Genomic DNA, 13,316 nt, shown 5'->3' on the forward strand with positions numbered 1-13,316 from the left:
GATGAATTCCGCCGCCACACCGCTCGACGACTTCGACCTGCGAATCCTCGCCCGCCTCCAGCACGACAACCAGATCACCAACCAGGCGCTCGCCGCCGAGATCGGCCTGAGCCCGCCCGCATGCCTGCGCCGCGTGAAGCGGCTGCGCGACGAGCGCTATATCCAGCAGGACGTTTCCGTCGTCGATCCGACCAAGGTCGGCCTCCCGTTGACGATGCTCGTCCTCGTGCAGGTCGAGCGCGAACGGGTCGACCTGCTCGACGAATTCAAGCGGTTCCTGAAGTCGCTGCCGGAAGTCATGCAGTGTTATGTGGTGACGGGGCGCGCCGATTTCGTGCTGATGATCGCGATGCGCGACATCGATCACTACGAGGAGTTTTCCACGCGCGTATTCCGGCAGCACCACAACATTCGTCACTTCGAAACGATGGTCGTGATGTCGCGCGTCAAGGTCGGGCTGTCGCTGCCGATCGACATCGCATAACGATCGCCGCAATGAAAACGGGCGCCGTCGGGCGCCCGCATCGTCCGGCGGCATCGGCCGCGCGCGTCAGGTCACCGGCGCCGGATTGAACAGCGTCAGCGCATTCGCGAGCTTCCACTGCTCCGCCCACGTGCGACGCTTGCCGCTCGCGACGTCGAGCATCAGCCGGAACAGTTCCCAGCCGGTGTCCTCGATCGTCGCCGCGCCGGTCGCGATCCGCCCCGCATCGAGATCCATCAGGTCGTGCCAGCGGCGCGCGAGATCGCTGCGCGTCGCGACCTTGATCACCGGCACCTGTGCGAGGCCGTACGGCGTGCCGCGGCCGGTCGTGAAAATGTGCAGGTTCATCCCGGCCGCGAGCTGCAGCGTGCCGCAGATGAAGTCGCTCGCGGGCGTCGCCGCATAAAGCAGCCCCTTCTGCCTCGCGCGATCGCCAGGACGCACGACACCGGCGATCGGCGCGCTGCCCGACTTCACGATCGAACCCATCGCCTTCTCGACGATGTTCGACAGGCCGCCCTTCTTGTTGCCGGGCGTCGTGTTCGCACTGCGGTCGACGCGGCCGCGCTGCAGGTAACGGTCGTACCAGTCCATCTCGCGAATGATCTCGCGCGCAACGTCCTCGTTCGCCGCACGCGACGTGAGCTGCGCGACACCGTCACGCACTTCCGTCACCTCGGAGAACATGATCGTCGCGCCCGCGCGCACCAGCAGGTCGGCCGCGAAGCCGACGGCCGGATTCGCGGTGAGCCCCGAGAACGCATCGCTGCCGCCGCATTGCACGCCGACGACGAGATCCGACGCGGGGCACGTCTCGCGGCGGCGGCGGTTCAGCCGCTCGAGATGCGATTCGGCCATCGTCATGATCGAGTCGATCATCGAGTTGAAGCCGACGTGTGCGGCGTCCTGCAGGCACACGACACCGCCGTTGTCGCCGGCGCCGTCGGCCGCCACCGAAATCGCGCCAGGCGGCAGCAGGCGCTCGGGCTGAAGCTTCTCGCAGCCGAGGCTCACGGTCATCACCTCGCCACCGAAGTTCGGATTCAGGCTGATGTTGCGCAGCGTGCGGATCGGGATGTCGGCGTCGGGCGCGTCGATCGCGACGCCGCAACCGTAGGTGTGCTCGAGCCCGACCACGTCGTCGACGTTCGGGTAGCGCGGCAGCAGCTCGGCCTTGATCCGCCGCACCGCATGCTCGACGACGCCCGACACGCACTGCACGGTCGTCGTGATCGCGAGGATGTTGCGCGTGCCGACCGAGCCGTCGGCATTGCGGAAGCCCTCGAACGTATAGCCTTCGAGCGGCGGCAGCGGCGGCGCGGCACGCGTCGCGAGCGGCAGGTTGTCCAGCCCCGGCGGCTCGGGCATGCGCATCGTGCGCTCGTTGACCCAGCTGCCGCGTCGCAGCTCGGCCAGCGCATAACCGATCACCACGTTGTAGCGGACGATCGGGTCGCCGGCCGCGAGATCGACCAGCGCGACCTTGTGCCCCTGCGGCACGCCTTCGCGCAGCGTCAGCCCGTCGGCGAACGTCGCGCCCTCGGGCAGGCCGCCGTCGTTGACGACGATCGCGACGTTGTCGTCCGGATGCACGCGGATGTAGAGCGGGGAAGCAGTCATCGGAATTCCTGGAGGCTGTCGGCCATATTGTTAGTCATCATACGACATTCGACTCTGGCCGGCGATGCTGCGTAAACCCTTATCCGGAAAGACCCTATCATTTACCCGCCAGCAAATCGCTTGCGCGGTCCTTTCCCTCGTTGTACGATGACATACAACGACATCGCCAATTTGGCTCGTATGCCGTTCCCGACGAACCAGCACTCGCGCTAGACGGACGACCCGACCATGACTTCACCGCAAGAACTCAAACAGATCATCTCCCACGGCCTGCTGTCCTTTCCGCTGACGGACTTCGACGCCGACGGCAGCTTCCGCCCGTCCACCTATGCCGAGCGCCTGGAATGGCTCGCGCCGTACGGTGCGAGCGCGCTGTTCGCGGCCGGCGGCACCGGTGAATTCTTCTCGCTCACGCAGCGCGAGTATTCGGACGTGATCCGCGTCGCGACGGAAACCTGCAAGGGCAAGGTGCCGATCCTCGCCGGCGCGGGCGGCGCGACGCGCGTCGCGATCGAATATGCGCAGGAGGCCGAGCGCCTCGGCGCGAGCGGCGTGCTGCTGATGCCGCATTACCTGACCGAAGCCAGCCAGGAAGGGATCGCCGAGCACGTCGAGCAGGTGTGCCGCGCCCTGAAGATCGGCGTCGTGGTGTACAACCGCGCGAATTCGAAGCTGAACGCCGACATGCTCGAGCGCCTCGCCGATCGTTGCCCGAACCTGATCGGCTTCAAGGACGGCGTCGGCGAAATCGAAAGCATGGTGACGATCCGCCGCCGCCTCGGCGACCGCTTCGCGTATCTCGGCGGCCTGCCGACGGCCGAAGTCTATGCCGCCGCGTACAAGGCGCTCGGCGTGCCGGTGTATTCGTCGGCCGTGTTCAACTTCATCCCGAAGACGGCGATGGAGTTCTACGAAGCGATCGCGAAGGACGACCACGCAACGGTCGGCCGCCTGATCGACACGTTTTTCCTGCCGTACCTGAAGATCCGCAACCGCCGCGCGGGTTATGCGGTCAGCATCGTGAAGGCGGGCGCGAAGCTCGTCGGCCACGACGCGGGCCCCGTGCGGGCGCCGCTCGTCGACCTCACCGAGGCCGAAGCGGCCGAACTCGACGTGCTGATCAAGAAGATGGGCCCGCAGTAAGCGGGTACGGCCTGCGCGGTGCGTTGATCGGCGCCGCGCAGGCCGGTTGTCGCGTCGCGTGCCGGTTCGACGGTATCGCGACCGTTCGCAGCAGTAACCGCGCACGCATCCGCCGCGACGGGTGCCGCCTCCGGCGCGGCGCTTCGCGTGACGCCACCCCGCCTTGCAGGCCGTCCGGCCGCGTCACATCTGCGCGATGATTCCGACGATCCGGTGGCGCACGTTCGCGAGCCTGACCCGCGTCGCCTCGATCTGCCCCTGCGTGCCCGCCCGCGCGCGTGCGTTCGATTCGCCGTCGAGGATCTGCCCGAGCACATCGCGGTCGACGACCGCATCGAAGAACCGGCCGACCGTGATCGTCGCCGACTGCTTCGCGGTCGCGAGCTGGCTGTTCGCCTGCAGCAGTGCTTCGGTGCGCAGGCCCGGGTCGCGTTCGTCGATGCCGCGCCGGTACTGGAGCGCGAACACCAGCGCCTCCATGTCCTGCCGGAAGCGGCGCACGGCTTGCCCGAACACGAGCGAATGCGCGTCGGCGCCCGTGACGACGCGCCCCTGGTTGATCGTCACGTCGAATTCGCTGCCGCCCAGGTCGCGCTGGAATTCCAGCAGCGCATTCGCGAGCACGCGCCCTTCGCTGGTCTGGCCGACCTGGGTGCGCACGGATTTCGCGACGTCGCCGATCGCTTTCCACAATCCGGCCGCAAACAGGTGATCGCCACGCTTGTTGATGTTCATCGGGGGTTCCCTCGTTGTCTTTTGTCGGTCTCTCAGGCTTGCCTGCGGGCCGGCTGGCCCGAGGCTTCGCTACTGTAGGAGAAAACCGGGTGACGCGGAAGACGGCATTTGCGGCTGCCTTGCGCTCAGTACCACCACGCCGGTCGCCCGATTCGACACTACGCCTGCTCACCCTCTATCGACGCACCGCATCACTATCGACATCAATCGGTGACATAATTGATGCCTCGATCTTTTCGGAGCCAATCATGCGCACCACCTTATCTCTGGACGATGCGTTGCTCGCCAAAGCGCAGCAATTGACCGGCGTTACCGAAAAATCGGCGCTGGTCAGAGAAGCGCTGCGCGCGCTGATTGCCCGTGAAAGCGCACGACGGCTGGCTCGCCTTGGCGGCACCGAACCCGATCTCGAATCCGTCCCGCGCCGCCCATCGGAGCCCGCATGATTCTTGTCGACACCTCCGTCTGGATCGATCACCTGCGAGCTGGCGATGCAACGCTCACCACACTGCTGGAAGCAGAACGGGTATTGATCCATCCGTTCGTCGTCGGCGAGCTTGCACTCGGCAGCCTGCGTGATCGCGAGAGCGTGCTGGATGCGCTCCGCGACCTCCCCGCCGCGGCGGCAGCAACCGATGACGAAGTTCAACGCATGATCGACGTCGCGCCGCTTTACGGGCTCGGCATCGGTTACGTCGATGCACACCTGCTCGCCTCGGTCCGACTCACCAGCGGCAGCAAGCTGTGGACACGCGACCGCCGTCTGCTGGCTGCGGCCGAACGCCTCCAACTCGCCGCCCACCCCGCTCACTGATCGAACAAACCCGTCTGCACCGAAACCCGTCATGCAAAAAAGGCGGAAGCGGCCCACCGGCCACATCCGCCTTTTGGTTTCCGCGTGCCGGCACCGACCCCGACGCACCGGCCGCCGGAAATCACACGCTCAATCGACGCCGCCCGTCACTCCGCCTTCCCGTCCCGCAGCCGCGGAATCGCGAGCGGGTTCTGCTCCTGCAACCCCTCGGGCAGCAGATCGTCCGGGAAATCCTGGTAGCACACCGGGCGCAGGAAACGCTCGATCGCCGTCGCGCCGACCGACGTGACGGACGGGTTCGACGTCGCGGGGAACGGGCCGCCGTGCACCATCGCGTCACACACCTCGACGCCGGTCGGGTAACCGTTCACGAGCAGGCGCCCGGCCTTGCGTTCGAGGATCGGCAGCAGCCGGCGGGCCAGCGGCTTGTCGTCGGCGTCCATCTGCAGCGTGGCCGTGAGCTGGCCCTCGAGCGCGTCGAGCACGCGCGCGACTTCGTCGAGATCGCGGCAGCGCACGATCAGCGACGCCGGCCCGAACACTTCGTGGCTGAACGCCGGCTCGGCCAGGAACGCCTGCGCGCCGACTTCGTACAACGCGCCGCCGGCCTGGCAATCGGTCTGCGCGGCCTCGCCCGCGCCGATTTCGCGCACGCCCGGCAGTTCGGCCAGCTTGCCGCGGCCATGACGATACGCATCGGCGATCCCGGGCGTGAGCATCACGCCGGCCGGCTTCTTCGCGAGCGCCTGCGCGGCGACGGCTTCGAAGCGGTCGAGATCGGGGCCGTCGATCGCGAGCACGAGGCCCGGGTTGGTACAGAACTGGCCGACGCCGAGCGTCAGCGAATCGACGAAGCTCGTCGCGATCGCGTCGCCGCGCGCGGCGAGCGCCGCCGGGAACAGCACGACGGGGTTGATGCTGCTCATTTCCGCGTAGACGGGAATCGGCTGCGGGCGGGCATTCGCGATCTGCACGAGCGCCATGCCGCCCTGCCGCGACCCCGTGAAGCCGACGGCCTGGACCGCCGGATGGCCGACGAGCGCCGCGCCGATCAAGCGGCCGGGGCCGATCAGCAGCGAGAACACACCGGCCGGCATCCCGGTTTTCGCGACGGCGGCGCGAATCGCGCGGCCGACCAGTTCGGACGTGCCGAGGTGCGCCTCATGCGCCTTCACGATCACCGGGCAGCCGGCCGCGAGCGCCGACGCCGTATCGCCGCCGGCCACCGAGAACGCGAGCGGGAAATTGCTCGCACCGAACACGACGACGGGCCCGAGCCCGACTTTCTGCAGCCGCAGGTCCGAGCGCGGCAGCGGCGTGCGGGCGGGCTGCGCGGGATCGATCGACGCGGCGAGGAAACGACCGTCGCGCACGACACGCGCGAACAACCGGAGCTGGCCGACGGTGCGGCCGCGCTCGCCCTGCAGCCGCGCGACGGGCAGGCCCGTTTCAGCGTGCGCGCGCTCGATCAGCGCGTCGCCGAGCGCGACGATTTCATCCGCGATCGCGTCGAGAAATGCCGCGCGGGCCGCGAGCGGCTGTGCGCGGTACGCGTCGAACGCGTCGCGCGCGAGTTCACATGCACGCTCGATGTCGGCCGGCGCCGCGACGCCGAACGCCGGCGCGTCGATCGGCGCGCCCTTCGACGGGTCGAACGCGCGCAAGGTACCGGCCGAACCGGCGACCGCTTCGGCGCCGATCAGCATCTCTCCTGTCAGTTGCATGGGTGTGCTCCGTGGTTCGGGAATGATGGGCTCATTGTAGCCCAACAGATACGATGTCTGCCGACATGATTTTGCGATTCACGCGGGTCGTCGATCTTGCCACACAATGCGCGAATCCCTTATTGATTCGATTCATGCCCAAATTGTGGGCGTTTCGCGTTGTACCCAACGGGAAAACCCGAGGTTTCCGGGGTCGGCCAACCCACATAAGCTACGCACCATGTCATACGACGACGTACATTAAAGTGCCTAATCAGACCACCCCTCGCGATCTTCCGCTCGACCTCGCCCGCACCGCACGCCGGACCGCCGTGCGCTACTGGATCCTGGCGATGCTGTTCGTCGTCACGACGCTCAACTATGCGGATCGCGCGACGCTGTCGATCACCGGCACGCCGATCCGCAAGGCGTTCGGCATCGACCCGGTGACGATGGGCTACATCTTCTCGGCGTTCAGCTGGGCCTACGTGCTCGCGCAACTGCCGAGCGGCTGGCTGCTCGACCGCTTCGGCGCGCGCCGCGTGTATGCGGCCAGCATCTTCCTGTGGTCGGCGTTCACGCTGCTGCAGGGCACGATCGGGCTCGGCGGCAGCGCCGCGTTCGCGGTGGCCGCGCTGTTCGCGATGCGCTTCGCGGTCGGCATCGCCGAGGCACCCGCCTTTCCCGCGAACGCGAAAGTCGTCGCGAGCTGGTTCCCGACCGCCGAGCGCGGCACGGCGTCCGCGATCTTCAACGCCGCGCAATACTTCGCGGCCGTGGTGTTCTCGCCGCTGATGGCGTGGCTCACGCATGCGTACGGCTGGCACCAGGTGTATCTGTGGCTCGGCCTCGCGGGCATCGCGCTCGCGTTCCTGTGGCTGCGGGTTGTGAAGGATCCGGCCGACCATCCGGCCGTGAACCGCGCGGAACTCGAGCACATCGAGCAGGGCGGCGGCCTCGTGCGCACGACCGTGCGCGGCACCGACGGCCTGCGTTCGGAAGGCCGCCGCGTGGCGGGCTGGTACTACGTGCGCCAGCTGCTGTCGAACCGGATGCTGATCGGCGTGTATCTCGGCCAGTACTGCGTGAACGTGCTCACCTATTTCTTCCTCACATGGTTCCCGATCTACCTCGTGCAGGCACGCGGGATGTCGCTGCTGAAGGCCGGCTTCATGACGTCGCTGCCCGCGATCTGCGGGTTCCTCGGCGGGGTGCTCGGCGGGATGCTGTCCGACGGGCTGATCCGCCGCGGCGTGTCGCTCACGCTCGCGCGCAAGATCCCGATCGTCGGCGGGATGGCGCTGTCGATGGTCATCATCGGCTGCAACTACGTCGACAGCGAAGCGCTCGTGATCGTGCTGATGGCCGTGTCGTTCTTCGGCAAGGGCATCGGCTCGCTCGGCTGGGCCGTCGTCGCGGATACTGCGCCGAAGGAAGCGATCGGCCTGTCGGGCAGCCTGTTCAACATGTTCGGCAACACGGCCGGCATCGTCGCGCCGATCGCGATCGGCTATCTCGTCGGCGCGAGCGGCTCGTTCAACGGCGCACTCGTGTTCGTCGGGCTGAACGCGCTCGTCACCGTGTTCAGCTATCTCGTGATCGTGCAGGACATCCGGCGCGTCGAGCTGCGGCATCGCGACGCGTGAGATTCGGCGAAAAGAAGGAAATGGGAAACGACGGCGGCCGCGTAACAGCGGCCGCCGTTTTTTGCGTCAGGCCGCGGAATGCGCGACGCGCAGCATGTCGTGCACGCCGGACGTCATCAGCGCGAGGAACGCGAGCAGGCCGACGTAGCAGAGCGCGTACGTCGTCTTCGTCTCGATCGACGTCGCGTAGTACACGCGGTTCTCCGGCGCGTCGGGATCGTAGCGCCACGCGCGCTTGAGCTGCGGCAGCGCGAGGATCGCCATCACGATCAGCAGCGGGCTCGGGCGGTACACGAACAGCGCGATCAGCACCGGCACGCCCGCGAACCAGATGCGCGGCGACAGCACCGCGGTGATCCGCCCGCCGTCGAACGGCGACAGCGGAATCATGTTGAACAGGTTCAAGAAGAAGCCCGTGTACGACAGCGCGAGCAGCAGGTTGCTGTCGTAGTGGCGCGCGGCCGCGTAGCAGGCCAGCGCACCGAGCGTGCCGACGAACGGCCCGGCGAGCCCGACGTACGCCTCGGTTTCCGCGTCGTGCGGCATCTCCTTCAGCTGGATCCACGCGCCGACGAACGGGATGAAGGTCGGCAGCCCGACGTCGAGCCCGCGCCGCTGCGCGGCCACATAGTGGCCGGCCTCGTGCACCAGCAGCAGTGCCACGAAACCGGCCGCGAACCGCCAGCCGTAGAACAGCGCATAGACCCCGATCGACGCGAGCATGGTGCCCGCGGACACGAGCACCTTGCCGAGCTTGAGGCCGCCGAAGATCAGCAGCAACAGCTTCGTCATTCCTTGCGCTCCGTGGCGGATGCATCGGACACGCCGGATGCGTCGGCGACGGCCGGCACCGCGGCCGGCTTCGGCTTGCGCCCGAAGAAGCGTTTCAGCGCCGCGCCGCCGGCCAGCAGCGCAACCGCGCCGACCTTGAAGAACTTCACCGCGAACGCGCCGATCAGCGCGAGCAGGCCGAGCTTCTTCGCGCCGACGCCGACGATCAGCGCCGCGAGGCCATACTCAGCGACGTGGTCGGTCGACTTGTTGAAATCGGCGTAGCGCTTGCCGTCGTTGAAGCTGATGTTCGACAGCAGCTCGTCGGCCGACGCCTTGTATTTCGGCAGATCGGCGAGCGTCGATGCCATCGTCAGCGACAGGTAGCCGTCGCGGCCGAGCACGAGCGTCCGGTAGTTCACGCCGTCGTTTTCGGCGTTCGGCGCGGCGCCCTTGTCGCGGATGATCGCGGACCAGACGAGCCGGTGCGTGGCCGCGTCGTACGCGGGCGCCTTCGCCCAGCCGACCACCTCGGTTTCGGGCAGGCCGCGTTCCTTGCGCCCGGGGTTGTCTTCCTCGGTGCCGGCCTGCAGGCTCCTCAGCAGTTCGTCGGGTTTCCAGTCCTTCGCGTCGTCGTCGCGGATATAGCCGCTCGGCTCGAACGACACGACCGAGATCCAGTCGGCATCGGGATCGTCGGGCAGCACGAGGCCGACCAGCCGGGTTTCATCGATCGAGTTGCCCATCGAGCGCAGGTAGCGGCCGGCTTCGGCGGCCGGCACGAACGATTCGCCGGCTTTCAGCTTCAGCACGGCTTCGTGTTTCACGTCGATGTCGGTCGGGCCCTTCACGACCGCGTCGTTGGCGGCGGCAGCCGCGGCCCTCATTTCCACCTGCGCGGCTTCGGTTTGCGCGTGGGCGCTGATCGCGGTGAATGCAAGCGTCGCCACGCAGGCGAGCCGGACGGCAAGTTTTTTCATTGTTGGATTCCCCTGGAATGCCTTGTCGTAAATATGCACGGCGTCAGCCCTTGCGTTTTCAATCGCGGGTCCGGCGTCGTCTCTCAGTTGGCACGGGGGCTATGGTAACGCAGCGCCGCGACACGCCCGGGGAGGCGCGATGCTTACGTCGCAGGTAATGCCCAAGGCACGCGGGATTGCCTATCATCTGCTGCATGAACCCGACCGCCGCCCTCCACTCGCCCTCCCCGTCCGCCGGCCGCGCGTCCGGCATCGGCCCGCTGCTGCGCACGTGGCGGCAACGCCGGCGCCTGAGCCAGATGGCGCTCGCGCTCGACGCGGACGTTTCCGCGCGCCACCTGAGCTTCGTCGAATCGGGCCGCGCGCAGCCGAGCCGCGAGATGGTGCTGCATCTCGCGGAGCGTCTCGACGTGCCGCTGCGCGAACGCAATGCGCTGCTCGTCGCGGCCGGCTTCGCGCCGCTGTTTCGCGAACGGCCGTTTTCGGATCCGCAGCTCGATGCCGCGCGCCACGCGGTGGAAGCCGTGCTGCGCGGCCACGAGCCCTACCCGGCGCTCGCCGTGGATCGTCACTGGACGCTGCTCGCCGCGAACCGGATGCTCGGCGCGCTGGTCGCGCAGGCCGATCCGTCGCTGCTGCAACCGCCCGTCAACGTGCTGAGGCTGAGCCTGCACCCGGACGGCCTCGCGTCGCAGATCGTCAACTGGCACGAGTGGCGCGCGCACATCCTGCATCGGCTGCAGCGGCAGATCGATGCAAGCGGCGACCACGCGTTGCAGACGCTGCGCGACGAACTCGCCGCGTATCCGGCACCGGCCGGCCAGCCCGACGACACGCATGCGCGCACCGACTTCGCGGATATCGCCGTGCCGTTGCGGCTGCGCACGGCAGCCGGCGAACTGACGTTCTTCAGCACGACGACGGTGTTCGGCACGCCGGTCGACGTGACGCTGTCGGAACTCGCGATCGAGGCGTTTTTCCCCGCGAATCCGGAGACGGTGGAAGCAATGCGGGCGCTGGCGGACGCGTTGCCGGCGCAATAACGTGCGCAACGGAGCGTGACGGAAGCCGGCGCACGAACGCCGGCTTCCGCGCCATCACGGCCATGCCGGCCGCCGGTGCGCATCTCCGCAGCCGGATTTCCCCTGAAGCATAAAGATCGACCGCTACGGCAAACCCGGGCGCCCGCGCGTCCGATCAGAATGCGTCGTCGCATCTCAGGCTGCCGATCCGGCACGCGCCAGCGTGCCGGAACACGTCAAACGACGCAGCCGCCCCTGCGCCGTTTCCCGCCCGGATTCATTCCGCCAAATGTCGAATTTGTTTAGTACATCTTTTCAATCGGATCGTACTCGAACCAAGGCGACAGGGAAATCGTGAGACGGACACGCTAGCCAAAACACAATTTTCATATCAAGCCCAGGAACAACATGAACAAGAATCATCGAGGGTCGGGGAATCCGGTGCAGCACGCGCCGGTGAAGTCGAAAGCGGCGCTGGCCATCGCCGTCAGCGCAGCGGTCGTCGCATTCGCGGCTTCCGCACCGGCGCAGGCTTCCTATGTGCAGAACGGCAATGCGATCGATACCGTCGCAGGCTGCTCGGACAACATCGCGATTTCGGGCACCAGTACGTATCCGGCCACGGCACGGGGCTGCGACAACATCGCAATCGGCCCGTCGGCAGTCGCCGATTCGGGCTCGTCGACCGGCGCGTACAGCGAAACCGTGGCGATCGGGCGGCAGTCCGTCGCAACCGGTACGCAAGCCACGACGCTGGGCGGCAATGCCGTGGCGACCGGCGACCATGCGACGGCGATTGGCGCGTTCGCCGGTGCGACCGGCCTCAACGCGACGGCGGTGGGCCAGGGCGCGGTCGCGAACGGCGCCACGGCGTCGGCATTCGGTTCGGGCGCGTTCGCCGTGGATCAATCGACGGCAGTCGGCCAGGGCGCCAGCGCCACCGCAACCTTCTCGACGGCGGTCGGCAAAGGCAGCAGCGCGGCCGGCGGCACGGCGCTCGGCTTCCAGGCCAACGCCGGTGCCGGCGATGCGGTCGCGCTCGGCGTCGACAGCTCGGCATCCGCGACCGGCAGCGTCGCGATCGCCCGCGCGACGGCCTCCGCGGTGAATGCGGTCGCCATCGGCGAAGGCGCGAACGCGGCCGACGCGAATTCGGTGGCGCTGGGTTCGAATGCGGCCACGCGTGCGGCAACCACCGTCAGCAGCGTAACGCTGAACGGCGTCGGCTACAGCGGCTTCGCGGGTACGCCGGTCGGCGTGGTCAGCGTGGGCAGCGCGGGCGCCGAGCGCCAGATCGTCAACGTCGCGGCCGGCGCGATCAGCGCGACCAGCACGGACGCGGTCAACGGCTCGCAGCTCTTCTCGATCGCCAATCAGGTCTCCACACTGACGACGGATCTGGCCGCGCTCACGAACACCGTCGGCAAGATTTCGTCGAGCGTCCCGAGCGGCACGGTGGCGGACAGCACGGGCACCGCGATCGGCAAGAACACCTCGGTCAGCGCGACGAACGGCACGGCGCTCGGCAACGGCGCGAACGTGTCGGGAGACAACGGGACGGGTATCGGCGTGAACGCGACCGTCACCGCAGCGAACGGCACCGCAACCGGCACGAACTCGACCGTCACCGCAGCGAACGGCACCGCAACCGGCACGAACTCGAAAGTCACGGCAACGAACGGCACCGCAACCGGCACGAACTCGACCGTCACGGCAGCGAACGGCACCGCAACCGGCGCGAATTCGAAAGTCACGGCAGCGAACGGCACGGCGATCGGAACCGGTTCGAATGTCTCCGGCAACAATTCGACGGCGATCGGCGCGAACAGCCAGGCACCGGCAAACAATGCGGTCGCCTTGGGCGCCAACTCGGTCGCGTCGCGCGACAACACGGTATCGATCGGTGCGCCGGGCGCCGAGCGCCAGTTGACCAACATGGCCGACGGCACGGCGCCGACGGATGGCGTGAACGTGCGCCAGTTAAACGGTGCAATCAACTCCGTCCGCGAGGAAATGTCGAAGTACCGCAAGGACTCGGATGCGGGCACCGCGAGCGCGATCGCGATGGCCAACATGCCGCAAGCCGTGCTGCCCGGCGAAAAGGTCGTCGCACTCGGCGGCGGCACGTACGGCGGTCAAAGCGCGATGGCGGTCGGTCTTTCCGTCGCGACCACGAAATGGCTGGTCAAGGGCTCGGTGACGACGGCCGTGTCGGGCCACGGCTCGATCGGCGCAGGCGCGGGCGTCGGTTATCGCTGGTAATCGGCCCGACGCGCGACGCATCGAGAAGCGCCTGCTCGATGCCGGAAGGCGTGCCATCGGTGCGACCGCGCCGATGGCACGGCAGCCACATGCGGCACGCCGTTTATCCGACTCGACCGGCCATGCGCGACCGCGC

The 13,316-nt window shown here is 67.7% G+C and carries 12 protein-coding genes; 7 read left to right on the plus strand and 5 right to left on the minus strand.

Features of this window, described 5'->3' with window-relative positions; genetic code table 11:
- The first annotated feature begins 1 nt into the window (after nt 1).
- Entirely contained in the window at nt 2-484 is a 483-nt protein-coding gene (locus tag VK92_RS13910) for an Lrp/AsnC family transcriptional regulator (protein ID WP_042974910.1), read from the plus strand.
- Between the two features lie 66 nt (nt 485-550).
- On the opposite strand, the gene garD is transcribed toward VK92_RS13910, so the two are convergent.
- A complete protein-coding gene (garD, locus tag VK92_RS13915; protein WP_048023380.1) occupies nt 551-2,104 on the minus strand; it encodes a galactarate dehydratase in 1,554 nt (517 codons plus the stop codon).
- Nucleotides 2,105-2,332: 228 nt separating this feature from the next.
- On the opposite strand from garD, the gene kdgD reads away from it, so the two are divergent.
- Nucleotides 2,333-3,247, plus strand: a complete 915-nt coding sequence (gene kdgD, locus VK92_RS13920; RefSeq protein WP_048023382.1) for a 5-dehydro-4-deoxyglucarate dehydratase — start codon at nt 2,333-2,335, stop codon at nt 3,245-3,247.
- A gap of 183 nt (nt 3,248-3,430) precedes the next feature.
- Here kdgD and VK92_RS13925 read toward each other — a convergent pair whose 3' ends face one another.
- Nucleotides 3,431-3,982: a hypothetical protein gene (locus tag VK92_RS13925; protein WP_048023383.1), complete on the minus strand. Its 552-nt coding sequence runs from the start codon at nt 3,980-3,982 to the stop codon at nt 3,431-3,433.
- 248 nt (nt 3,983-4,230) lie between these two features.
- Here VK92_RS13925 and VK92_RS39965 point away from each other — a divergent pair, with 248 nt between their 5' ends.
- Together VK92_RS39965 and VK92_RS13930 are read left to right on the plus strand one after the other, a co-directional pair.
- Entirely contained in the window at nt 4,231-4,428 is a 198-nt protein-coding gene (locus VK92_RS39965) for a type II toxin-antitoxin system VapB family antitoxin (protein ID WP_006752328.1), read from the plus strand.
- On the plus strand, nt 4,425-4,796 hold the full coding sequence (locus VK92_RS13930; protein WP_048023384.1) for a type II toxin-antitoxin system VapC family toxin: 372 nt from the start codon (nt 4,425-4,427) through the stop codon (nt 4,794-4,796). The genes VK92_RS39965 and VK92_RS13930 overlap by 4 nt, the downstream gene beginning before the upstream one ends.
- A gap of 146 nt (nt 4,797-4,942) precedes the next feature.
- Here VK92_RS13930 and VK92_RS13935 read toward each other — a convergent pair whose 3' ends face one another.
- Nucleotides 4,943-6,520, minus strand: a complete 1,578-nt coding sequence (locus VK92_RS13935; protein WP_048023386.1) for an aldehyde dehydrogenase (NADP(+)) — start codon at nt 6,518-6,520, stop codon at nt 4,943-4,945.
- Between the two features lie 245 nt (nt 6,521-6,765).
- On the opposite strand from VK92_RS13935, the gene VK92_RS13940 reads away from it, so the two are divergent.
- The gene (locus VK92_RS13940) at nt 6,766-8,145 is read left to right on the plus strand and encodes an MFS transporter (protein WP_048023388.1); all 1,380 of its coding nucleotides are present in this window, start codon (nt 6,766-6,768) and stop codon (nt 8,143-8,145) included.
- A gap of 66 nt (nt 8,146-8,211) precedes the next feature.
- Here the strand turns inward: VK92_RS13940 and VK92_RS13945 are convergent, their stop codons facing one another.
- Nucleotides 8,212-8,937, minus strand: coding sequence for a site-2 protease family protein (locus VK92_RS13945; RefSeq protein WP_048023391.1), 726 nt, complete (start codon nt 8,935-8,937; stop codon nt 8,212-8,214).
- On the minus strand, nt 8,934-9,896 hold the full coding sequence (locus tag VK92_RS13950; protein ID WP_048023392.1) for a DUF2167 domain-containing protein: 963 nt from the start codon (nt 9,894-9,896) through the stop codon (nt 8,934-8,936). The genes VK92_RS13945 and VK92_RS13950 overlap by 4 nt, the downstream gene beginning before the upstream one ends.
- A gap of 194 nt (nt 9,897-10,090) precedes the next feature.
- On the opposite strand from VK92_RS13950, the gene VK92_RS13955 reads away from it, so the two are divergent.
- Together VK92_RS13955 and VK92_RS13960 are read left to right on the plus strand one after the other, a co-directional pair.
- Nucleotides 10,091-10,939: a helix-turn-helix domain-containing protein gene (locus VK92_RS13955; RefSeq protein ID WP_048023394.1), complete on the plus strand. Its 849-nt coding sequence runs from the start codon at nt 10,091-10,093 to the stop codon at nt 10,937-10,939.
- A 387-nt stretch (nt 10,940-11,326) separates the two neighbouring features.
- A complete protein-coding gene (locus VK92_RS13960; RefSeq protein ID WP_048023396.1) occupies nt 11,327-13,180 on the plus strand; it encodes a YadA family autotransporter adhesin in 1,854 nt (617 codons plus the stop codon).
- Nucleotides 13,181-13,316 lie beyond the last annotated feature (136 nt).

The sequence above is a fragment of the Burkholderia sp. LK4 genome (genome assembly GCF_001043615.1).
Lineage (GTDB): Bacteria > Pseudomonadota > Gammaproteobacteria > Burkholderiales > Burkholderiaceae > Burkholderia > Burkholderia cepacia.

Bases quoted from the DNA above. Each gene is read 5' to 3' on its own strand.
- VK92_RS13935 (WP_048023386.1), bottom strand. From the start codon at position 6,520: ATGCAACTGACAGGAGAGATGCTGATCGGCGCCGAAGCGGTCGCCGGT.
- VK92_RS13955 (WP_048023394.1), top strand. From the start codon at position 10,091: ATGAACCCGACCGCCGCCCTCCACTCGCCCTCCCCGTCCGCCGGCCGC.
- kdgD (WP_048023382.1), top strand. From the start codon at position 2,333: ATGACTTCACCGCAAGAACTCAAACAGATCATCTCCCACGGCCTGCTG.
- VK92_RS13925 (WP_048023383.1), bottom strand. From the start codon at position 3,982: ATGAACATCAACAAGCGTGGCGATCACCTGTTTGCGGCCGGATTGTGG.
- VK92_RS39965 (WP_006752328.1), top strand. From the start codon at position 4,231: ATGCGCACCACCTTATCTCTGGACGATGCGTTGCTCGCCAAAGCGCAG.
- VK92_RS13910 (WP_042974910.1), top strand. From the start codon at position 2: ATGAATTCCGCCGCCACACCGCTCGACGACTTCGACCTGCGAATCCTC.
- VK92_RS13930 (WP_048023384.1), top strand. From the start codon at position 4,425: ATGATTCTTGTCGACACCTCCGTCTGGATCGATCACCTGCGAGCTGGC.
- VK92_RS13960 (WP_048023396.1), top strand. From the start codon at position 11,327: ATGAACAAGAATCATCGAGGGTCGGGGAATCCGGTGCAGCACGCGCCG.
- garD (WP_048023380.1), bottom strand. From the start codon at position 2,104: ATGACTGCTTCCCCGCTCTACATCCGCGTGCATCCGGACGACAACGTC.
- VK92_RS13945 (WP_048023391.1), bottom strand. From the start codon at position 8,937: ATGACGAAGCTGTTGCTGCTGATCTTCGGCGGCCTCAAGCTCGGCAAG.
- VK92_RS13950 (WP_048023392.1), bottom strand. From the start codon at position 9,896: ATGAAAAAACTTGCCGTCCGGCTCGCCTGCGTGGCGACGCTTGCATTC.